This is a genomic window from Pseudomonas sp. FW300-N1A1, assembly GCF_058789115.1.
The window spans coordinates 14,505-36,577 of the sequence record NZ_JBYTBK010000040.1 but is presented as its reverse complement, the minus strand read 5'-3'; the positions used below and the strand labels follow the sequence as shown (position 1 = coordinate 36,577).

Annotated in this window: 18 protein-coding genes and 2 pseudogenes; 8 read left to right on the top strand and 12 right to left on the bottom strand. The window is 59.0% G+C overall.

Annotated features, from left to right (window positions below):
* Nucleotides 1–93: 93 nt before the first annotated feature.
* Nucleotides 94–1,008 carry an Abi family protein gene (locus AC3WQN_RS21525; protein WP_103401025.1) on the bottom strand — a complete coding sequence of 305 codons (915 nt, stop codon included), beginning with the start codon at nt 1,006–1,008 and terminating at the stop codon, nt 94–96.
* Between the two features lie 782 nt (nt 1,009–1,790).
* Here AC3WQN_RS21525 and AC3WQN_RS21520 point away from each other — a divergent pair.
* The gene (locus AC3WQN_RS21520; protein ID WP_103401962.1) at nt 1,791–2,267 is read left to right on the top strand and encodes a hypothetical protein; all 477 of its coding nucleotides are present in this window, start codon (nt 1,791–1,793) and stop codon (nt 2,265–2,267) included.
* Complete coding sequence (locus AC3WQN_RS21515) at nt 2,264–3,097, top strand: SecC motif-containing protein (RefSeq protein WP_103401963.1); 834 nt, start codon at nt 2,264–2,266, stop codon at nt 3,095–3,097. The genes AC3WQN_RS21520 and AC3WQN_RS21515 overlap by 4 nt, the downstream gene beginning before the upstream one ends.
* Nucleotides 3,098–3,202: 105 nt before the next feature.
* Here AC3WQN_RS21515 and AC3WQN_RS21510 read toward each other — a convergent pair whose 3' ends face one another.
* From AC3WQN_RS21510 to AC3WQN_RS21500, 3 genes are all read right to left on the bottom strand, one after another.
* Nucleotides 3,203–3,676 (bottom strand): hypothetical protein, encoded by a 474-nt coding sequence (locus AC3WQN_RS21510; RefSeq protein WP_103401964.1) that lies wholly within the window; start codon nt 3,674–3,676, stop codon nt 3,203–3,205.
* Between the two features lie 44 nt (nt 3,677–3,720).
* Nucleotides 3,721–5,001 carry a DUF5623 domain-containing protein gene (locus tag AC3WQN_RS21505; protein ID WP_103401965.1) on the bottom strand — a complete coding sequence of 427 codons (1,281 nt, stop codon included), beginning with the start codon at nt 4,999–5,001 and terminating at the stop codon, nt 3,721–3,723.
* A gap of 196 nt (nt 5,002–5,197) precedes the next feature.
* The gene (locus AC3WQN_RS21500; protein WP_146038397.1) at nt 5,198–5,320 is read right to left on the bottom strand and encodes a transposase; all 123 of its coding nucleotides are present in this window, start codon (nt 5,318–5,320) and stop codon (nt 5,198–5,200) included.
* 67 nt (nt 5,321–5,387) lie between these two features.
* On the opposite strand from AC3WQN_RS21500, the pseudogene AC3WQN_RS21495 reads away from it, so the two are divergent.
* Nucleotides 5,388–5,951, top strand: a pseudogene (locus AC3WQN_RS21495) (DNA/RNA helicase domain-containing protein).
* Nucleotides 5,952–6,377: 426 nt separating this feature from the next.
* Here the strand turns inward: AC3WQN_RS21495 and AC3WQN_RS21490 are convergent.
* Nucleotides 6,378–7,184 carry a helix-turn-helix transcriptional regulator gene (locus AC3WQN_RS21490; RefSeq protein WP_103401966.1) on the bottom strand — a complete coding sequence of 269 codons (807 nt, stop codon included), beginning with the start codon at nt 7,182–7,184 and terminating at the stop codon, nt 6,378–6,380.
* 96 nt (nt 7,185–7,280) lie between these two features.
* On the opposite strand from AC3WQN_RS21490, the gene AC3WQN_RS21485 reads away from it, so the two are divergent.
* Entirely contained in the window at nt 7,281–8,237 is a 957-nt protein-coding gene (locus tag AC3WQN_RS21485; protein ID WP_103401967.1) for a threonine dehydratase, read from the top strand.
* A gap of 234 nt (nt 8,238–8,471) precedes the next feature.
* Entirely contained in the window at nt 8,472–8,687 is a 216-nt protein-coding gene (locus AC3WQN_RS21480; RefSeq protein ID WP_103401968.1) for a hypothetical protein, read from the top strand.
* Between the two features lie 167 nt (nt 8,688–8,854).
* On the opposite strand, the gene AC3WQN_RS21475 is transcribed toward AC3WQN_RS21480, so the two are convergent.
* Nucleotides 8,855–9,292 carry a YciI family protein gene (locus AC3WQN_RS21475; RefSeq protein WP_095145092.1) on the bottom strand — a complete coding sequence of 146 codons (438 nt, stop codon included), beginning with the start codon at nt 9,290–9,292 and terminating at the stop codon, nt 8,855–8,857.
* Nucleotides 9,293–9,672: 380 nt separating this feature from the next.
* Between AC3WQN_RS21475 and AC3WQN_RS21470 the strand changes: the two genes are divergently transcribed.
* Nucleotides 9,673–11,127, top strand: coding sequence for an ArnT family glycosyltransferase (locus tag AC3WQN_RS21470; protein WP_103401969.1), 1,455 nt, complete (start codon nt 9,673–9,675; stop codon nt 11,125–11,127).
* 24 nt (nt 11,128–11,151) lie between these two features.
* Here the strand turns inward: AC3WQN_RS21470 and AC3WQN_RS21465 are convergent, their stop codons facing one another.
* Entirely contained in the window at nt 11,152–11,985 is an 834-nt protein-coding gene (locus AC3WQN_RS21465; RefSeq protein WP_178081952.1) for a phosphatase PAP2 family protein, read from the bottom strand.
* Nucleotides 11,986–12,012: 27 nt separating this feature from the next.
* A complete protein-coding gene (gene pmrG, locus AC3WQN_RS21460; RefSeq protein ID WP_103401970.1) occupies nt 12,013–12,687 on the bottom strand; it encodes a lipopolysaccharide core heptose(II)-phosphate phosphatase PmrG in 675 nt (224 codons plus the stop codon).
* A 318-nt stretch (nt 12,688–13,005) separates the two neighbouring features.
* Here pmrG and AC3WQN_RS21455 point away from each other — a divergent pair.
* Nucleotides 13,006–14,067, top strand: a pseudogene (locus AC3WQN_RS21455) (methyl-accepting chemotaxis protein); the annotation flags it as partial.
* Complete coding sequence (locus AC3WQN_RS21450; protein WP_492606954.1) at nt 14,062–14,925, top strand: methyl-accepting chemotaxis protein; 864 nt, start codon at nt 14,062–14,064, stop codon at nt 14,923–14,925. The pseudogene AC3WQN_RS21455 and the gene AC3WQN_RS21450, both read left to right, overlap by 6 nt.
* A 393-nt stretch (nt 14,926–15,318) precedes the next feature.
* Here the strand turns inward: AC3WQN_RS21450 and AC3WQN_RS21445 are convergent, their stop codons facing one another.
* From AC3WQN_RS21445 to AC3WQN_RS21430, 4 genes are all read right to left on the bottom strand, one after another.
* Nucleotides 15,319–16,692 (bottom strand): DUF1329 domain-containing protein, encoded by a 1,374-nt coding sequence (locus AC3WQN_RS21445; protein WP_103401972.1) that lies wholly within the window; start codon nt 16,690–16,692, stop codon nt 15,319–15,321.
* A 59-nt stretch (nt 16,693–16,751) separates the two neighbouring features.
* Nucleotides 16,752–18,722, bottom strand: coding sequence for a DUF1302 domain-containing protein (locus AC3WQN_RS21440; RefSeq protein ID WP_103401973.1), 1,971 nt, complete (start codon nt 18,720–18,722; stop codon nt 16,752–16,754).
* 64 nt (nt 18,723–18,786) lie between these two features.
* Nucleotides 18,787–20,100 carry a phospholipase C/P1 nuclease family protein gene (locus AC3WQN_RS21435; protein ID WP_103401974.1) on the bottom strand — a complete coding sequence of 438 codons (1,314 nt, stop codon included), beginning with the start codon at nt 20,098–20,100 and terminating at the stop codon, nt 18,787–18,789.
* 398 nt (nt 20,101–20,498) lie between these two features.
* Nucleotides 20,499–22,064, bottom strand: coding sequence for an FGGY-family carbohydrate kinase (locus tag AC3WQN_RS21430; RefSeq protein WP_103401975.1), 1,566 nt, complete (start codon nt 22,062–22,064; stop codon nt 20,499–20,501).
* Nucleotides 22,065–22,073 lie beyond the last annotated feature (9 nt).

Genomic DNA, 22,073 nt, shown 5'->3' with positions numbered 1-22,073 from the left:
CACGGTCAAGGTACCCCTCTACGGCCCAAGACCATGTACTTGGCTCAGGAGGCTAGGCTGATTAAAAGGAAGCGTGACTGATAATCCCGCAGGTCAGTCAGCCTGGAGGGTATAAATCCCCTTCCGCTTGCCGTAAACCGCTATTTTCAACACCTCGTTCCCGGCGCTTGCAGCCTCTGCGACCTTGATGAGCTTGGCCATGCTGTTGACCGTACTCGTCTTGGACTGATACTTGAAGCGCTCGATTTCAGCAATTGAGCAGGCCCGGTAGGCCGTTTTGATCACGCCGCTTTTCTCAAGCAGATCGATTTTCTCAGGCGAAATCCACGAAATCAGCTCGGTAATCTTGCCGATTTTCTCGTGGAGATGAGCTACGGCTTGCTGTTCGTCGGTGACATTGAATCGCTTCCAGACGGGCTCATGGTGCGACACCCGATTTCGAAACTTCCTAACCAGATTGACTTGATCCTTGCAGCTGGAAAGCATGTTGCCGGCCTGGTTGGTGGGCCACTGCCCTTTAAAAACGCGGCCCAGGTGCTTCGGCCAGATGAGCTTGTCACCCATGTACTCGTTGTCCAGAACGAATTCCCAGGTGGAAAAGTCCGTTTTCGAGACGACGTCCTGGTGATCAGGGCTGCCCCTCACCTTACGATTTTTCCGCTCGATGAAGGCAGCGTTGTAGGCTGAACCGAAATTTTTGGTCAGCTTAGCAACGGCATCCGGCGGATTCGCAGCGCCCGGGGTGAAGCTTTTATATCTGAGCTTACCGGCCTTCCACCAGAACTTCCCGATATCGGCGGTCAGAACGGTGTCAATTGAGTTCCGAAGCGTTACCTCCGCAGCGCTGAGCAACGGGTACAGAACACCGCAAACGTGGGAGTTCCACAGGTAGGCCCCCACGAGCTCAGCATCGTTGCTGGTCGAAAACACCCTGCTGTAGCTGGTAATTCGGTGAGAGCTGATGAGCTGGTCAATCAGATGGGGTCTATACTGGACGGTGTGCGGCATGCTCGGCTTCCTACTGGCCAGGTGCCTATATAAAGAGGGTTGACATCGGTGTCAACCGCTCGTAGGATTGAAAAACGGTTGGCACTGAGCTCCAATGAGCGAAAGCTTACGACTCCTTGCAAAGACCACGAAACACCCGCCCCGGCCTCGAGCCGGGGTTTTCGTTTCTGGCATCTAGAAACCGCCTCCATCAGCTTCAGCTTAGGCTGGAAGCAGCAGGCCGCTCGCCCCTCCGCTTTTTCACCCCCAGTAGCCGGCCTCTTCGAGTCCGTAGCAGCGACATACCCAGTCTGCATGACATGCGGCGTGATCGATCACGAAGCCTCTGACAGCCACACGCTCGCCCTCGAACCATTCAAAGCCTGCCGCATCGGCACACTACGAGACGAATCGTGCTAATCGTGCTAATCACGCTTGCTCGATCAGGCTTCGTATCGTCCTTCCCTCAGCAATGTCGAGCATGTAGACCATCCACATCTAGTTGACTTTTATATTGACAGACGGCCTACTAATATAGATGATCGGGTTACACTGAACTACCGCTCTATAGGAGGCCGGGCGTAGCCCGGCCTCCTATAGAGCACTTATTAATATCAACTATTCGTCGCAGCGACACTAAACCCCGCCATTATTTTTTCTCACTAATATGGCGATCGGGAAAGCCGAAAATACGATATTACTGAAAATAATAACGCGAGCAAAAACAAGCCGCATCAAGCGCTTTCATGATGGCTGGAATGGAACTGTACCATTCGCCTCATTGAATTACAGGGAGCATTTCAATGAGTTCTACCGCAAGAATATTTGAAGAAGTTGTAGCTGAGAACAGTGCTGCATCAAAATACATTGACAGTCTTGGTGACACAAGCGCGATCACCCTTCTGATCCCTGAAGCCAGCCCTGAGGCACCTGCTGCGATTATAGGTGCAGATGCAATTGATTTCATGGCACTGCTGAGAGATCACCTTTCTGAAGACGTCAGCATCAAAGTTTGCGGCGACGCTGACAGTGTTCATTACTCCCAGCTAAACAGCATCATTATTGATATTGGCACCTACATCCTAAGCGATGTCAGCGTACCATTGTTTGTTACAGTTTTTGGCGCCTATATTCATTCCAAAATCAGTCAACACAACTCTGAGGATATTGAAGTCCGCATTGAACTTATCAAGGGCAAAGGGGCTAACAAGAGAAAATATCGTGTATCCGGAAGGGCCAATGCCGTCCTTAAGGTCGTCAAGGAACTCGAGAAAAAATGAGCTCTGCAAATATATTACCAGAGGTTGAAAAATTGCTCAGCGATTGGTGGGGCGTATCTTCTCAGCACGAGTACTACCTCGCACTACTAAGCAATCTTAAAAAGGCGACTGACGACAATAAAGTCAAGAACCACGCCTGGGTCTACAGCACTCTACTTGAAGGCCACTTCCTATACTTGGAAATTTTTGGTCTGCTAGCGGCCGAAGAGTTTTATCAAGCCTGGTGCAAGCTTGAAAGACTCGAAATTCTTTTAGCGAACCTTCGCAGCAATCGAGAGTATGTCAATGGTGATTTTGGTCAATCTTTTCTGAACAACGCAGTTAACAGCTGGCAACTTCTTTATCCATATAAGCTTTTTTTCAGCAGCCGTGAAATCATCAAAAAGATGAGCTGTTCAATTTGTCACACTCCTAGGTCTGTCCTTCAGGGCTGCAGACATCGTAGGGGAAAACTGTACGCCGGCGAGCTTTGCAACGATGTAGTGGAAGACTTTGAACTCATCACATACGATTTAGTATCGAACCCAGTTATAAAGGCATCCGTGCCCTTCAACTCCGAAATCGACCATTATGACTACTCGGCGCTAAGAGCCGCCCTGCAGATAGTCGAGACTCCTCGAGAATGGTTTTCAGCTTTTAAACAAGGAATACCGCTAGCGAAACATACAGGTGTTCACTCACCCACATTCCCATGCCCTTGCATGAGAAGTATCAGAAACTACGAAGACTGCTGTATGGCGCTACCAACGACTGAGACCGACCATATTATTTTTGACGTTCTTTCGCCAAGGCGCCCCATCCTAAGCAAGCTGCATGATTCCATGACATGACTCTAGAACCGGAGCAGTCTGCCACCACGCCGTATGGTGGTATCGAGCAATTCTCAGCTACCTCAGCATTATTACCTGCGTCCATTGGATGCCTGTCCGCCTTCTTCAATCTCGGACTGTCCGACGCCTTACCACTGTGCCTTTCAAAATCCTAATATTTACTTTTTTCTTCCAAGCAATTTGTTTCGGTGATAGCTTCCGCTTAAGTACGGTACGCCTCAAGAAGTTGTACTCTTCCTCATTGAATAGATAGCCTTTTTCCCAAGCATATTCGACCACATCTGCGTTTGCATTTGCAGTCGGGTCGAGGCTAATTCGCCGAAGCCCATCAAACAGATTTCCCGTATCAATACCCAAGAAGCGGTCAATACAAACGTTCCCTACGTAAGTCTTGTTACCGTTCCTGAAATTCAAAATATAGCAGTGCTCTTTGATTTCCTTTCCGCACGGACACTGATCAAATTCCTCACTAACCTCCACAGCATCGAGCTTCCACTCAAGCCTAGCCTGGTCGAAATTCGAAGCAACTGAGAGATCCAGAATGTGCGCCCTTAAGCGCTCAAAATTATGACCTTCCACTTCCACCTCCGAAGTAAAAAAACCACAAAAGCCCTGAGTTGAGATTACGATTTGGCGATATGCAGACGTGCCGAATCCAGCTTTTTGAGGTGATCTCTCAGCGGCTTTGAGTCCAGGTAGGTACCCGTCATGATCGATCGCAGACGATCCACTGCCTCAAGCGTTTCGACACGGCTTGGGTAGCTAGAGATGTTGTGCCCGCCATAGTAGGCATCTGTGTCGAATTCAGGATGTTTTTCCCCCCGATACTCGGCGTCCATCCAGTTTTCCAACTCAGCTTGGAGCTCCGACAACGGCGTGCGGGCGGTGAAAGGCATGGCTGTTGCGTACAGCCGCTTGAGTATCCAGCCCATTTCGTTGTGGCCGGCGATGCTCATTTTCTGCGCGGGTCGCCAGGTGGAACTCCATCCTTCCATCCGACGGTATTCGACCGCATTCTTGCTGAAACCGTACGTGGTACCAGGGCGAGGTTTCCGCTTCTTCCCTGACTCAGCTCGTGCAGGACTCACAAACTGGCTGCTGAAATTCGCTGATTGGAAAACCCAACTGTCAGCCGCGTTCGCACTGAGGCGCTCAGCCGTAGCGACGACTCGGTTGAGGAGGCCAACATCACGACTCACGAAATGTGGGACTGCGCTGCCCGGGTAATACAAACCTTCCCAACTTGGCTTTACCAGTCTCAAGCCATGCTCGATAGACCAGTCGTTGCGCCTAGCTTGATATTCAGGCCGGTCAACATGGCCGTAGGGCTCATCAAGCATCAGCCAGGCACCAGTGTCGGCGCATACCCAACGAGAGATGTGGTCTGCATAAGGCAGCTGTTCTGCCTTATCCATGGCCGAGCGCTGGATCTTGGTTGTTGCCGGCTGGAGCCGTGCTGCTTCAATAAATTGAAGAGACAGAGCTGCACGAGTCAGCAACTCCCTCGCTCTCTCCAAGCTCTCAGCGGTGCTCCTCATTTCCACATGATCCAACGACTCAACGAAGAACCCTTGCAGATTTTGAGCGAAATGGCACTGATGCTTGCCCAGGAAGTCCGGCAGCGGCCTCGGGAGCTTAATCTCCAGAGTCTCCAGACCGGCCGTTCGGGGCTTGGTCGAAGAGTCACGCCAGTAGGCAGAGAAATAAACGCTATGGAGGACTGGAATTTTGAACCCAGCCTTCAACGATTTACGTGCGTGTTGATAGCTTTCGAAACCCGACTGTCTTGCAGCGAGCTCTAAGGCTTGCATGTATATGATTTCGGGGTTCTTGCCATTGATACGAGTGGCCGTACGTTTGATACCCGCGAGGGTAGAAGGACGAACGTTGGAAATGGTGCTCATGTTGGTTTCTCCGCCCGTAATGCAACGCCACCCGCCTACGCCGCTACAGGGCCTCGAAATAACATGGCCTTGAGCATGAGAGAACCAACAGGTAGTGCCGTTTCCAGCTTTCAAAGACGGGTGTGATGCGCCTACCCTGCGCGAGAAATAATCTAGCAAACCGCCGAACCAGAACGCAAGCCCTCCTCCCAAGCACCTAATGTTGCCGAGGTTGCTTCGCCGCACCGAACACCGCGATCACCCGGGCTAATTCGGTTTCGGTACCGCCGCGCATATCCATCGGCTCGGTGGCCAACCAGATTGCATCGATGCGGATCATTGAGCGACAGCCCGAATAAATTGCGCGCAGCCCTCAGGATCCGAGGCTGGCCATTTTACCGTGATTAATTGCCCGGCCATGGGCAACTCAATGGTCACTGACGCTTCGGCTGTTCGACTCACCTCAGGCGATGCATGAGGCAATCAACGAGAAAAACCACGGGAATAAAGCTCGCGTGGTCGCGGGCTATTGTTGGCCTTGGTTGAGCAAGAAAGACCCCACCGCTGCTGATATCGTCATTGGTGACTACAAACGCCAATGGAACCTGGATCAGGATGGCAGCCTATGGATCATCGCTGAGAACTCCATCGAATAGGTTGGCTGCATTCATACCTGCCAAGGCTTGGAAGTCGACTACATCGGGGTGATCATCGGGCCAGACCTAGTCGTACGTGACGGCAAAGTAGTGACATCCCCGGATGAGCGCGACAAGCACGATAAATCGATTCGCAGGTGGAAAAAAATGATGAAAGAGCAACCTACCCTGGCGAAAAAAGAAACAGACCTGATCATCAAAAATACATACCGAACCCTGATGACACGCGGGATGAAGGGTTGCTACCTGTACTGCACCGACAAAGAGACTGCGCAATACTTCGAGAGTCGGCTTAGCCAACACAGCAATCATTGACTGTATCGTTTGCTAGGAGCCCCTGTACCTGCGAGTGGGGACATCGTACGCGCAGGGGCAACAATCAACAGCGCGACCATTTGCTTGATAGATTCGATCCCGATTCGTTTTTGGGGGCGGAGCTCAAAAAGCACCGTCCATCGGAATCCAGACCACGCAGCGTTCCAACTGGTATTCCAAGCAAGTTGACCAATAAATTATTAACCAGTAAAACAAATAGATACCGACTTGTTTCAGATTACCCCGGCCCACCAAACAGTAGTCTAGACCTGTCTCAGACAGTCTACGAAACACCTCAAGAAGCCCGCCCTGTGCGGGCTTTCTTGTTTCTGGCCGCATCTCCTTAGCTACGCCTATAAACACTGCCCGTGTATCCCCCCGCGTACCTCTCAAAAAATTGAGTTGTAAACCGACTGTCGGCGTCCATCATCCCCGCATCTCTCCAGGGCTCACCCCCAATCGCTGCCTGAAGGCAGTGGCCATATGCGCTTGGGAAGAGAATCCGCAGGCTTGCGCGATGTCCGCCAAACGGTCCATCGAGCCGCGCAACATGAGCCGGGCCCGGAACAGGCGTCTGTCGATCAGGTAACTGTGCGGGCTCTTGCCCGTTGCGGCCTTGAACGCGCGCATGAAGTATCCCTCGGACAATCCCAGCAACCCCGCCATCGCCTGCACACTCAGTGGCCCGTCGAGCCCGGCGTCAACGAACTCATCAAGCAGGCGCAGGCGTTTGGCGGTCATGGAGCCCCGGAGCGGCGTCGGCATCGCTTCGCCTCCCTTCGCCCGCTCAGCCAATGCGAGTGCCCAAGCCTCCCAGTCGTCTTCCACCGAGCCCCGCAACAGCGCTCCGCGCATTCGCTGCGCAATGATGATCGCCTGCCGATCAATGAGGTTGTTGAAAGCACAGTCCCCCATCAAGGGCGTGCCATCGGTTCGGATGACCCTTAGATATTCACCGCCCTCGGGCGACTCGGAAAACACGTCACACCCGGCGGGTACGAACGCCAGGCCGTTGGGCATGGCATTGAATGGGCGCACCCTATCGCTGCCAATGGCGTGTATGCCTCGCTGGCTGTCGAAGGCAAAGCCAATGGCCGCCTGGGTCGCTACGTATCGGCTTTCGTAGGCGGCGCTGGGCAGCAATTCGATCACCCACGGCCCTGCTTCGGCTCGACGGACCGGTTCGTGCAGGGGCGGTGGCGGTAAGCAGCTTCGGCGGTTCATGAACACCATACTACTGAAGGGCAATCACAAAGATCAGGTCAGTTTTCTGAAAGCCTGCGGTCTGTGTCGCTGCCTAGACTGGGCAAAACCTCAGGGAGAATGCCCATGCACAACGTGACCCGCGACGACATCGAAGACGCTGCCCGCCAGGTGTATCAAGTAATGCCAGCCACCGCCCAATACGCGTGGCCCTTGCTGGCCGAACGGTTGGGCTGCACCGTTTGGGTCAAACACGAAAACCATACCCCGACAGGCGCCTTCAAGGTGCGCGGCGGCATTACATTCATGCACTGGCTCAAGCACACGCACCCAGCCACGGTAGGCATCGTTACTGCAACCCGCGGCAATCACGGTCAGAGCCTAGCCCTGGCCGCCCGGGCGCAGGGCCTGAGGGCGTTGATTGTGGTGCCGGTGGGCAATTCCGTAGAAAAGAACAACGCCATGCGCGGCTTTGGCGGCGAGGTCGTCGAGTTTGGCCAGGATTTCGACGAGGCCCGCGAAGAGGCCGCGCGCCTGGCCGAAACGCAAGGCCTCTATCTGGTACCGCCCTACCATCGTGAATTGGTCAAGGGTGTCGCCACTTATGCGCTGGAACTGTTCAATGCAGCGCCGAACCTGGACAGCGTCTACGTCCCCATCGGCTGCGGGTCGGGGATTTGCGGGGTGATCGCGGCCCGCGACGCGCTGGGCCTGAAGACCCAGGTGATCGGTGTAGTGTCCACCGAAGCTGAGGCCGCGAAGTTATCGTTCGACGCTGGCGAACTACGCGAAACCGCTTCGGCAAATACCTTTGCCGACGGCCTGGCAGTGCGTAAACCGGTCCCCGAAGCCTTTGCATGCTATGCCGCAGGCGCGGTACGGATCGTATCAGTCAGCGAAGAAGAGATTGCCGAGGCCATGCGCGTGTACTACACCGACACCCACAACCTGGTTGAGGGTGCGGGAGCCGCGGCACTTGCAGCGCTGATGCAAGAACGTGAAGCGATGGAGGGGAAAAGGGTCGGGATCATTTTGTCCGGCGGGAATATCGACAGGCCGGTGTACGCGAGGGTGATAACGTGAACCACTGTCGCATGCACGCCCCGATCCGTGGGAAGGGGGGGCTCTCCCGGACATCATCCCGACACAAGCCCCTTATTACCTGCCGCATTTGCTGCTGGCGGTCCCCGCATTAGATGCTACATTCGGTTCGCTGACGCTGCGTCTGGCCTGATAGGTCGGCCTGACAAACACTCAACGGATGACGGCCCAGTCTCCAGCGCTCGACACTGACGATCTAACCGCATGGATGCCTTTATGAAAATCAAAGCACTGACGCTCGTCTTTATCCTCACGCTCACGTCTGGCTGCGCCAACTACAACGCGCGCAGTACCGGCGAAGGCCAGGACACCAGCACCGTCGGCAGGATTGCCTGTGACGCCGAACCCGCCAACCAGCCGGGCTGTTATGTGAAGCAATCGAAAGAGTGGAATTGGGGCGGCCTGCAGTTTGGCCTGGGCGCCAAGAAGTAAGGCGTTTCCAGTCCAGATACAGCGTTACAGCTGTTCACCCCCCAAGCCTCCAAAAAAAGAGTCCCATGCTCGCGATGAACGTTAACGATGACGCGCATTTTTTTGCGTCAATGCAGCGCTCTCGGGTTCATCGCAAGCACGCTCACGCCTACATCGGTGCCAGTGACTCAACACTTCTTCGCCTGATCCTGCGCCTGTGCCCACACGCGCTCTTCCTGCTCGCGCAGCTCCGGGGTGAACTCGGCGCCGAAATCCTCGGCTTCGAATACCTGGCGAATCTCGATTTCGGCCTCGGTGCCGGGCATCGGGTTGGGGCAGCGCTTGACCCACTCGATGGCTTCCTCTTTCGATTTCACCTGCCACAGCCAGTAGCCGGCGATCAGTTCCTTGGTTTCGGCGAACGGGCCATCGGTGACCAGGCGCTGGGCACCCGAGAAGCGCACCCGCGCCCCTTTGCTGCTGGGGTGCAGGCCCTCGCCGGCGAGCAGGATGCCGGCCTTGACCAGTTCTTCGTTGTAGTTGCCCATCGCAGTCAACAGTTCCTGGCTCGGCATCTTGCCGGCTTCGGAGTCCTGGCTAGCCTTTACAATGATCATGAATCGCATGGTGGTTTCTCCATTGGGTTGAGGGACTTACCTTCTGGTCGAATGGCCGGGTTTGAAATCGACAACCGTTATGAGAAAACTGGCGTATCAGTACCGGCTTTTCCCTGACTCCGGTCCTTTCACTTAAGTCATGCCCCCTCAAGACACCATGCCCTCATCTTGAATGACCCAATGTGCTGGCACCTGCTGGACCTGGTCCGGCCCCTGGAACTGCCTGACGGCTGGATCGGGGCAGTTGCATGCGCTCGGAAGCCGACTTTGCGGCCGATCACTTGTCCCAGGTATCTCTACTCGAGCAGTTCATCAATTGTTCAGAATTGCCCTCGTATACTTTTTCAGCCTGTCTCTCCCGGCCCCACCCTTTCGGTAGCCTGATGCCCATGTCACGCCCCGCGCCGCTCTTGTTCCTGCTCGCCGCCCTGCTGTTCTTCTTCGCCCTCGGCAATCACCAATTGCAAGGCTCCACCGAAGCCCGGGTGGCCGGTATCGCCATGCAGATGCACCTGGACAACGACTGGGTGACGCCGCGCCTGCTGGGGCAACCCTTTCTGGAAAAGCCGCCCCTGAGCCTGTGGCTGGACGCCGGGGCGATTCGTGCGTTTGGGGGCACGCCCTGGGCGGTTCGGCTGGCTTCGGCCTTTGCCGGGCTGTTCAGTGTGATGCTGCTGTACGCCATGCTGCGCCGGTGGGGGCGGCCGACGAACCTCGCCCTGGTCGCGGGGATCATGCTGGCAACCATGGCCAGTTACTGGGGTAACGTACGCGGGGTCGGTGAAGACGCCCTGCTGAGTCTCGGTGTCACCCTGGCGCTGCTGGCGTTCTACCAGGCGCATCAGCAACAGGCCGGGCAGCAGCCCGCCATGGGCAGTTGGCTGCTGTTTGCCCTCGGCATTGCCATCGCCACGTTGAGCAAGGGCATGCTCGGCCTGGCAATGCCGGGCGTGGTGATCTTCGCCTACCTGCTGGCCGAGAGCCTGATCGACAAGCGCTTCACGCCGACAAGCTGGACACGACCGGCGCTGGCGACAGTGCTCGGTTTGATCCCCTTGCTGATCTGGCTTGTCCTGCTGTATCAGCGCGGCGGCTCTCAGGCCCTGGCCGAAGTGTTGCTGACCAACAGCCTCGGTCGCTTCAATGGCTCGTTCGTCGAGGCCGGGCACTATGAGCCGTTCCATTACTACCTGGCCAAACTGCCGGAAGCGTTCCTGCCATGGAACATCCTGGTCTACCTGGGGCTGTGGCACTTTCGCAAACACCTGGCGAACAACCGCTACCTGTTGTTCTTTACCCTGTGGTTGCTGGCCCAGTTCGCGATGCTGACCCTGGCCTCCAGCAAGCGCACGGTGTACCTGATGTCACTGACACCGGCGGCGGCAGTTATCGCTGCGGAATACGCCGCGGTGCTGTATGAGCGTCTGCGCCAGCACACGCAAGCTTCGACCCAGCTCGGCAAACTGGCGCGTCATCGCCGCGCATGGGCGATCGGCCTCATCAGCCTGATCGTCATGGCGTACCTGTCCGCCGCCCAATGGGCCGCTCCGCGTGCCGACCGCACACTGTCGTTCCTGCCGCTGATCGAGCAGATCCAGGCGATGCAAGCCATGGGGCAGGACGTGGCGCTGTACCAAGCCAACGAACGGACAGCCGGGGCGAGCGTGTTCTACACCCAAGGTGTGCTCAAGAACTTGCAGACCCAGGCGCAACTGTCCACCTTCCTTGCGGCGTCCCCCACTCATGTGGCACTGATCGCCAGCGAGCGTGAGCCCGGCCCGCCCTTGAAGGTGCTGAAGACCATAAGGGTAAGCCGACAGGCGTACTACTTCGTGGCGCAGTAAAATGAAAAAAAAGCGCCGCCGAATTCAGCTCGACACCTGCACCTCGGCGCCACTGGCCCGGGCTGTCACCTTCTGCCGCACCGGCACATCCAGCCGCACGCGACCGTAAAACGCCAATGCAGTCAGCAAACAGGTGAGCCAGACAAAGATCCCGGCCCAGAAGGTGTGGGACATGTAGTGCCAACCCTGCAATACCCGCGTGGTACCAAAGATGAAGCCCAACAGCAACGAGCCCCACAGGATGGCTTTCGAATAGCGCCACTGGTACCGACGCGCCACGAAGTACAGCGCGAGCATGGTGAAACCACCGGAGGCATGCCCCCCCGGCCAGCAACGGCCGTCGCCCGCCTCCTTGAACAGCTGGAAGTTGTTGAACCACTCCATGTGGGCGATTTTTCCGCCGTAGAGCGTGGTTTCAATCGGGCAATACACACTGGTGTGTGCCTTGAGGAAGTGAATCACCCCAGTGCAAAGGGCGAACGCCAGCACCACGAACCAGAAGTCCCGACGATGGTCGGTGGTAAACCGCAGCACCGACGCTACCTTGGTCCGCTCCAGAAAACCGCCCAGGCGCGGGTGTTTCTGCGGGTTGAAGCGCGGCCAGACAAACGACAGCAACGCCCCGATCAAGGCGACTTCGGCAGTCCAGTCCGGAATCACACGCGTCCACTTGTGGGTAATTTTTTCAAAGAGTCGAATGTGGTCGATCGGGAACGTCTGGGTCAGCGGATCAAAGAACAGATTGCTGAAGGCAATATCGATGTGGGTCATGTCGAACATCAGAAACACCACCGCGGCGCAGAGCAGCGGGATACCAAAGTTCACCCAATAGAATCGGTGGCGCACAAATATCTGCATCGTTCGTCCCGTCTGCACGTTGATCAATTACTGCGTGAACACCGAGCGCCAGTCGGTGGCGTCGAGGAACCCCAGGAGGTGCGCCTTGGCATTACCCTTGGCGGTGGATAAAAACAGCGCCGTCCCATAACCGTAGCTGGCGCCCGGCATGTTCAGCTCTTTTTCCAGTTCGACCATGCACTCACTGTGAGTGACCAGCACCAGATTGCGTCCCGCCACCTTGTGGGCCAATGCATCCCGTAGCAGGGTGCCCTTGCAGTTGAACAGCCAGTCCTGGCCGGTCGTGGTCGAGTTGAACATGTAGCTGGAGGTCTGTACCGCACGGGTCACGGGACTGTTGTAGAGGTCGGTACGGGACAGCCCCAAGCGCTTGAATTGTGCCCCCAGCCCTTGCGCCACGACCCGCGCGCGGTCAGTGATACCGTCCGGTGTGTTCTGACAGCTGGCGTTGGAATGATCACAACGTTCAACGTGCCGCACCAACACAATCATCTCGCCAGCCGCCCAGTCAGCCTTCAGCCGCGCCAGGTCCGAGGCATCGCCCTGCGCCAGGTCCGGAACAGACGCCGGCCGCAACAGGTAAACCGCCGACAGCAGCACGCACAGCCCCAGCAACAGCGCGATGACGGTGCGTTTGTAACGCCTGATCCCCGCCAGCCCGTGCGGGAGACTGGCACCCAGCGATTCGATTCTTGACCCCACGACCCAACCGCCCCTGTGGCATTGCCAGCCAGATGAATGCATATGTCGGCCTGATGCCGACGATGGCAGGACAATAAAGGTGGGCAAGTCGGAGGCGGGTGAAATGGATGTGAAAAAAAACGTGAGCGGTGACTTTTTTCATCGATGCCACTGCCAACCGGAAATCCGCCGCTCTTGCAATTTCTCGTAACGAAAACAGGTTCAGCAATCTCGCCGGCTGCCGATACAGGCCTTCTATACCCCTTGCTGGCTCCCAAAAAAAACAATCTTCCAGCCAACTGACGATCAAGAAGCGCAACGTTCCTGGAGGAATTTTCGATGAATAGCTGGTTCGCCAATATCAGCGTCAACCTGAAGCTGGGCCTGGGTTTCGGCCTGGTGCTGGCCCTTACCTGCATCCTTGCCCTGACCGGCTGGACCAGCCTGGGCGGGCTGATCGACCGCAGCAACTGGATGAGCGACATCACCCAGCTCAACGCGAGCCTGACCAAACTGCGCATTACCCGTTTGCAATACATGCTGGCCAACGGCGACGAGACCGTAGCGCAGACCGTGCAAACCTCTCTCGATGGCTTCAAGGCCCAGCAGCAGTCCCTGCTGTCGAGCTTCAAGAGCCCGGAAAACCTCAAGCTGCTCAGGGAACAAAGCGCCGTCATCGACGCCTACCAGCAATCCCTGAACAAGATGCGCAACGCCTACCGCACCGCCAACGCGGCGCGTCAGGCCATGGCTGAGAACGCCGAAAGCGCCAACACCCTGATCAACGACATCAACACCCGCGTACGGCAGATGCCGCTGAGCGATGAGCGCTTCGAGCAGTTCCAGGTCATCACCGAAGCCAAGGAGCAGTTCTTGCTCGCCCGGTACGAAGTACGGGGCTACACCGCCGACAGCAACCCGGCCACCGAGCAAAAGGCCGCGGTTCAACTGGACGCGGCCATTGCCAGCCTCAAGGCACTGAACAGCCACTTCGCCGACACTCAGCCAGACGCCTTGCGTCAGCTCGAACGCGTACTGACCAACTACCGCAGTGCGTTGCAGGCCTATAAGGCTGCCAACAGTGAAGCCGTCCAGGCTCGCCAGGAAATGACCGTTCAGGGCAGCGACATCGTCAGCCGCAGCGACGCGCTGTATCAGATCCAGCTGGATCGTCGCGACGCCGAAAGCGCCCGTGCGCGCACCCTGCAACTGATCAGCACCCTGCTGGCCTTGCTGGTGGGCGTACTGGCGGCCGTGGTCATCACCCGGCAGATCACTCGTCCGCTGCGCGAAACCCTGGCGGTGGTCGAGCGCATCGCCGGCGGCGACCTGACCCAGGACGTGCGCGTGACTCGCCGCGACGAACTCGGTGTGCTGCAACAAGGCATCGCGCGCATGGGGGTGACCCTGCGCGACCTGATCAGCGGCATTCGCGATGGCGTGACCCAGATCGCCAGCGCCGCTGAAGAACTGTCCGCCGTCACCGAAGAAACCAGCGCCGGGGTCAACAGCCAGAAAGTGGAAACCGATCAGGTGGCCACCGCGATGCACGAAATGACCGCCACCGTGCAAGAGGTCGCGCGCAACGCCGAGCAAGCCTCGCAAGCGGCCGCCGCGGCTGACTGTGAAGCCCGTGACGGCGACAAGGTGGTCAACGAAGCGATCACCCAGATCGAACGCCTGGCCAGCGAGGTGGTGCGTTCCACCGAAGCCATGACCGTACTGCAACAGGAAAGCGACAAGATTGGCAGCGTCATGGACGTGATCAAGGCGGTGGCCGAACAGACCAACCTGTTGGCGCTCAACGCCGCCATTGAAGCGGCGCGCGCCGGTGAAGCCGGTCGTGGCTTTGCCGTGGTGGCTGACGAAGTCCGTGGCCTGGCCCAGCGCACGCAGAAGTCCACCGAGGAAATCGAAGGCCTGGTTGCCGCGCTGCAGAACGGTACCCAGCAAGTGGCGACCGTGATGAACAACAGCCGCAGTCTCACCGACAGTAGCGTCGCGTTGACCCGCAAGGCCGGCGCGTCACTGGAGAACATCACCCGCACGGTGTCGAACATTCAGTCGATGAACCAGCAGATCGCCGCCGCCGCCGAGCAGCAAAGTGCGGTGGCCGAAGAGATCAGCCGCAGCATCATCAACGTGCGCGACGTCTCCGAACAGACCGCCGCCGCCAGCGATGAAACCGCGGCCTCCAGCGTTGAACTGGCGCGTCTGGGCAATCAGTTGCAGATGATGGTCAGCCACTTCCGCGTCTGATCCCCCGAGACGAGGGCGGCCACTGTGCCGCCCTTGCTCTGTGGCGAGCGAGCTTGCTCGCGCTGGTGCGCGAAGCGCGCCCAACAAGACGATTGCAGTCTTTCAGATAACACCCGCTGAGCGGTTTTGGGGCTGCTGCGCAGCCCAGCGCGAGCAAGCTCGCTCGCCACAGGGTATTCCGCAGTCCGCCATTGACGAGCGCAGCCACGTGATCAGACTGTTGCTCCCACAAAGGGTGTGCACGCACTCACGCCGCTCAATCAAGCGTGAACGCTGTCTCCGTGGCGAGCAAGCTCGCTCGTCACAGCATTTACGCTCGGTGTTCCCACGCCTTGACGCGAGCAACCGGTCGATGCCCGATTGCTCACGATGAACTCAAGCACACCCCGTCTCTTACCGCGTCCCGCGCTGACGCAAGGCCGACGGCATGAAATACGCGTCCTCCGGCACCGGCTGGGCGAAGTCCACGGTTTGTGTCTCTTCGTTATCCAGGTTCTGCACGTAGTAACGCCGTGCCTGTAGATCGTGGAACACGTCCATCGCGCTCCAGGTCGTCGGCAGGTCGTAGAAGTTCTTCAGGTAGCCCATCGACACCCGCCACAGCTCCCCTCGCCCGTCATACTGGTCCACCACTGCGGCGCCCCAGCTGTCTTCGTCGAGAAACAGCACGCGCTTGGAGTAAATGTGTCGCGAACCCGGCTTGAGCGTGCCTTCCACCACCCAGACCCGGTGCAATTCATAACGGGTGTACTGCGGGTTGAGGTGCCCCGGCTTGAGCAAGTCCGCGTACTTCACCTCGGGGCTGCCGACCTTGTAGTTGTTGTAGGGAATGTAGACCTCTTTCTTGCCAATCAGCTTCCAGTCGTAACGGTCCGGCGAGCCGTTGAACAGGTCGGTATCGTCCGCTGTGCGCAGGCCGTCCGAGGACGCGATCGGGGTGTCATACGCCAGGTTCGGCGCACGGCGCACGCGGCGCTGGCCGGCGTCGTAGACCCAGGCCTGACGCGGGTCCTTGAGCTGGTCCAGGGTCTCGTGCACCAACGCCGCGCCGCCCGCCAGACGGGCCGGGCTCTTCACGAAGGCCAGGTAGTAGAACAGGATGTTCTTCAGGTCCGCGTACTGCCCGCCCGGGCGGTAGTAGGTGAACATCCCCTCCTGCTGCGAGGTCACCAGGGCGAAGCTGCCGTTACGTTGTACCGGCGCTTCGGACGCGCGGCGTACCACGTAGATCCCGCGATAACGGGTGATGTGGTTCCACAGTGCTTCGACACCGTCCTTGGGCACCGGGAACGGCACGCCACCATAGGCATCGGCAAAGCCGTTTCCGCCGTCGAGCAGCTTGGCGCTGGTGGCGTTCTTGAAGGTGTTGTCATACAGCCACTGCGGCGCGGAACCCGAGCGGCGGCTGGTGTACACCGGCATCTGGAAGGTGTCGGGGTAACTGTTGAACAGCGCGATCTGCCCGGCACTCAGGTGAGCCTTGTACTGCTCGAGATTCGCCTTGGTGATGGTGAACAACGGCTTGTCGCCCGGGAACGGGTCCAGGTGATGCTGGCCCGGGGTATAGCCCTTGGGCGCCTGGGTGATGCCGCCGTCCCAGGCCGGAATGGTTCCGTCCGTATTACCTGCACGCTCGGCGCCCAGCGGCGTCAGCTTGGACTTGAGTTGTTGAGCGTCCTGGGGGGACAGGGCAGCCAGCGCGCTGCCAGCCGCCAGGCTCAGGACCAGGGCCAACGTGGTCTTGATCAGTCGCGGTGTGTGAAGCATGGACATTCTCCGAAATAAAGGCAGGGCGGCATCGCCCGCAAGCCAAGGGGCCTGAACACTCACAGGAAATACTTGAGGTTGAAGCCGACGTTGTCACGGTCGCGAATACCGTTGTTCTGGCCACCGCCGTAGAACTCGGTGTACTGCAGTTCGGCCTCCAGCTTGTTCTGGTAGTTGGCCTTGACCCCCAGGGTGTAGGCCTTGCGCCCCTCGATGGTGTTGCCCGCCTGATAGCTGTTGCCCTTGAAGTCATCCTTGTAGACGACATAAGGCGAGACGTTGACCCCGGCATACACGTCGTTCCAGGTGCCGTTGAACATCGCGGTGTAGCTGTAGGAGTTGCGGTTGACCTGGTCACCACGATCCCCGCCGGACACATAGGAATAGTTGCCGGTGCCGGCGTAGTAGCGGTTACTGCCATCAAAGGCGGTGTACTGCAGGTCGCTGCCGCGCAAATGCTCGGAGGCCAGTTCAAACACGCCGAACAGGGAGTCGAAGGACAGGTTCGGGCCAAAGTTGTAGATACTGCCCAGGGAGGTGTTGAACGACTCCACCCGCTCGGCGTTGTTGATCTGGCTGTCGAGCTGAACCATCTGCCCGCCGATGTTGATGGTCTGGCCGCCCGCCGCCGCAGCGGCGCCATTGGCCAGGTCGCCGATCAGGTCGTTGGTGGCCGCGACTCCGATGGGCAGGTTGGGCCGATAGGCCACTTCGCCAAACACCGACGCCTGGCCAAGGGTGGTGTTGAAGCTGAAGCCGTACATGCGAATGTCTTCGGCGTAGCGCCGATGCGCCTGAATGTTGCCCAGCACATCCGCGGTGGCCAGGCCGTTGGCCAGTTCCCCGGCCTGGCTGCCGGCCACCCCGGCCAACAGGTTGGTCAGGGCGTCCATGTCGATACCCTGATAACCGCTCAGGTCAGCAGAGATCGTCGGCTCCTTGGCGTGGTAGTTGACCAGGTACACGCCGAACTCGGTGCTGTTGAGCTCCTCGGCGATGTAGCGAAAGGCGAACCCGAACTGGCCATCGTTGCGGGCGTTGAAGTCCTTGCCCACGGAGGCCACCTTGAGGGTATTGCCGAACGCCGGTGTCACGCCGTTGGCGTACAGGCCGGTGGTCCCCAGGACCTGGCTCAACACCGGGTTGTTGCCCAGCGCGCTGTACAGATCGATCACGTTGCCGAAGCCAGGCACTGGCGTATCCAGCGCGGTGCCGGTGAAGTTGTTGTACGCGGTGTTGCCGCCGTCGGCGAACAGATCGGTCTGGGAGTAGAAGGTGCCGACCGGGTCGATGCGGGTTTCCTTCCAGTTCGTCTGGTAGAAACTTTCCATCGTCAGGTTGTCGCTCAAGCCGATGTTGAAGCTGACTGCCTCTACCGGCATCAGCACTTCCTTGACCTCGGCCCCCGGCAACCGATACTTGGCCGCGTCCACCGGGTTGGTGGTGTTGACCCCGCCGCGATAGAAAATCCCCTCGCCCCAGTTGAACACCTGGCGCCCCAGGCGTGCCGTCACCGGCATCGCGGCCACGTCCCAATTGCCATAGATATAGGCGTCGAGCATCTCTACCCGGCTACCGGCGATGTCACGGGTCTGATCGGTGAAGTGGTCGTCGTTGGGGTAGCTCTGGCTCGGTTGCGAGGGGCTGTTGTTGCGGTAGTAATCGTTGCGCTTGTCCATCAGTTGGGTGTCATAGAACGCGGTGCCACGCATGAACATCCCGTAGTTCTGATAGTTGGCTTCCAACTCCGAGGTGATCTTGTACACCTCGGAAACCAGCCCGGTATCGAAGTTGCGATTACCGTCGTTGGTGTTGACGTCATCGTTGCTCTTGTCCCGGCCCTGCACCCGCCACAGTCGGCCATAGGACAAGGTACTGTCGAACGAACCGGTCACCTCTTTGTCCAGCAGGCTGAACTCCATGGCCTGCACGCCGTCGACGACGCACACTTGCAGCAGCCCTGCCAACCCTATCCCCGCCGACAACGTGCCCGGCACCTTCGCGCTGGACAGGCGTGATCGAATGCTCATTGTGTGTTCCTCCCTTCCCTGCTGATCTTGTTGTTTTTGTGTCCGCGCGCCCTCGCCCGATGGCTCAAGGTGCAGCGGTATCGCTCTGGGCCGGGGCCAGGCCAGCACCGACATAGATCCGGCTATGAGCCCCGAAATGCTCCAGCAGTTGGAACAGTTGCTGATTGAGTGCCGGGTGGTCGAACGCTTCGGGCTGCAACTGGTTGCCGGCGCTGAAGCTCAGGGGGGCCGGGGTTGTGCTCAGCCATTGCCCGATCGCGGCATCAAACTCAGCGGCCTGGGCGACGGACTGGGCCGAGACGACCTCACGCAGGTAGTCCACCGAATACGGCGGGTAAGTGGCGTCCTCGCGGGTGTCGACGTAAGCGCTGAGCATCGGGTGCGCCTGGCCCGCACGCAGCAGGCGCTGGAGCCAGGCGAACTGATACTTCTCCACCTCGGTGTGCCGGGTAGCGACCCGCTCGATGGCCTCGTGCTTGTCGCTGTCATAGCCGGCCAGGGCCTTGGCCTCCATCAACAGCATGCTGTCGAGTTCGACACCCGGCAGCGGTTTGGCGTGATACGGCTGGGTCAGGTCCTGAACGTAGTGCAGGCCCCAACCGAGAAAGCGATAGCCCCAGTAGGCATGCCCCGTGGCGAAGGCCAGGCGCGACAAACTCAGGTATTGATAGGCCCGCCAGTCCGGCCAGTTTCGCTGCAGGAAGCCGGCTGCGGCGTACACCACCGGGCTCTCATGGAAAAAGCCCATGTGGAACGGCGCCTGGGAGCTGTACTGGAAACGCGGATCGCCAAAAGGCTGCGGGCCGAAGCCGTACAGCGCGGCCACGTCACCTGGGTTGTCGCTGAACAGGTTGATGTCGTGACCGTAGTCCGGCTCGTCGGCGGCGCTGGCGAGCACCGCCACGGGCGATACCTTTTCCCCGGTCGCCAGGCGGATGAATCGCTGCTGGTTCCAGGGCGAGCGGGTTTGCTCGACCATCACCTGCTCGGCCTTGAGCTGCTCACCCGCCACCGGGGTTTGCCCCGGCATCGGCTGGATCACCATGGCCAGATGGATCTGTGGATTGACCCGCAAGGCGCTGAGAAACGCCTGCCGCAGATTATCCCCGGGCACGGGCGGCAGCTTGAGGTTATCCGGGCGCGGCGGGTATTCGGGAAAGTGCTGACGGGCGAAGCGCTCCTGCTCCTCCAACAGTTCGCTCACGCCTGCGTACTGCTGGGCGAGAAACTGCTCCAGGGGCTCGACCTCGACCAGCGGTGCGTCGCGCAAGGCGGCCACATCCTGCAACGCCAGGTAGCTGCCCACCGTATGGTTGGACCAGCCCCAGGCCGTGGGGGCAGCCGCGCCGAGCAGCAGCAGGAGAAACGTCAGCTTCATTGGCTTTTTGATCTTATTGGATGAGCACAGGGGCTGAGCCTAACAACCGACCCAGGCCATGGCACTGTCCAATCTCGCCAAAAAAACTCTCCGATAGCGCCACGGCAAACCGGCAAAAAACGCCAGGCCAGAGCGCCATGCTGTTCAGTTCAGAAACGCTTGAAGCGAGTGAGAGGCCCGTGGCGAGCGAGCTTGCTCGCGCTGGTGCGCGAAGCGCGCCCAACAAAGCGACTGCGGTCTTTCAGAACGAACTCGGCGATCGTTTTTGGGGCTGCTGTGCAGCCCAGCGCGAGCAAGCTCGCTCGCCACGGGGGATGTATTGAATAACCCTATCCTTGGTTGAACAACATTGCGGTCAGGGCGAGCCGCCCAGCTCGCTAGCGCTGGTGAAACCTGCTTCAGGCCGGGTAGCCGGTGATCTGCCGAATGCTTTGGTACAAGGGCTTGAGCTGACGGTACATGCGCAGGTAGACCTCGTTGTACAGGCGCTGATAGATCTGCTGCGCCTCGGGCCTGGGCATGAACACCTCGCCGACCCGGGTCATGCCGGCAATGGCCGAAGGGAAGTCTGGATACAACCCAAGCCCCACCGCACAGGCAATCGCCGCCCCCAGGCCGGAGGCTTCGTAGACATGCGGGCGCTCCGCCGGCAGGCCAAATATGTCCGCGGTCAGCTGCATCGCCGCATCGCTCTGGGAGCCCCCGCCAGCCACCCGCAAGCGCTCGATGGTGACGTTCGTGCGCTTCTCGATGCGCTCCTTGCCCTGGCGCAAGGCATAGGCCAGCCCTTCGAGGATCGCCCGATAAATGTGCGCCCGGGTGTGCACGTCGCCAAAGCCGATCATCGCCCCCTTGGCTTCCACACCTGGCTCGCGGATACCCGGCGACCAGTACGGCTGCAGCATCAGGCCCATGGAGCCCGGTGGCACCGCGTTGACCAGCGCGTCGAACAGTTGCTCCGGCTCCACGCCCTGTTCCTTGGCCTGCTGCATTTCCCGCAGGCCAAATTCGTTCTTGAACCAGCTGACCATCCAGTAGCCGCGATAAATCATCACCTCGCAGTGGTAGTGATCCGGCATCGCCGCCGGGTAAGGCGGGATCAGCGGGATGATTTCCCGATAGCGCGAACGGGTGGTGGTGATCGTCGCGGTGGTGCCATAGGACAGGCACACCGTTTTCTCGTCGAGCACACCGGCGCCCAGCACTTCGCAGGCCTTGTCGGCACCGGCGGCAATCAGTGGCAAGCCCTCGGGAATGCCGGTATGCCGACTGGCCTCGGCGCTGATGTGACCCAGGGTTTCACCGGGTTTGTGCAGGCTCGGCAGTTGCTCGGGGCGCACCGCCAGCGCCTGCCATTTCCAGTCGGCGGGCGCGGCCCAGCGCAGACGCTTGAAGTCGAACGGCAGGTAGCCCACGCAGCAGCCCACCGAGTCGACAAAACGCCCGCACAGGCGGTGAGTGAGAAACCCCGAAAGCAGCAGGAATTTGTCGGTGGCTGCCCACACGTCGGGTTGGTGGCGAGCGACCCAATTGGCCTCGGCCTGGGCGCGAAAATAGTCCACGGTGGCTTGCGCCCCGACCAGTTTGAACAGCCAGCCCCAGGGTCCCTTGATCCCGCCTTCGACCTCGGTCTGGCGCTGGTCAAGCCACAGAATCGCCGGACGCAAGGCCTTGCCCTGGGCATCGACGTTGATCAGGGTGCCGCGCTGGGTGGTCAGGGACACACCGCCAATCTGCTGGCGATCGATACCGGTCTGCTGCCACAGTTGCTGGCAGGCCTCCCCCAGTTTGGCCCAGTAGTAGTCCGGGTCCTGCTCGGCCCAGCCGGGCTGGGTCGAGTAATAGGCCTGCAACTCGACTTTGCCTTTGCCCAGCAGATTGCCCTGCAGGTCGAACAGCAAGGCGCGTACGCTCTGGGTGCCATTGTCGATTGCCAACAGGTAGCGCTTGTTCTGGTTTTCCATGGAGCTCTC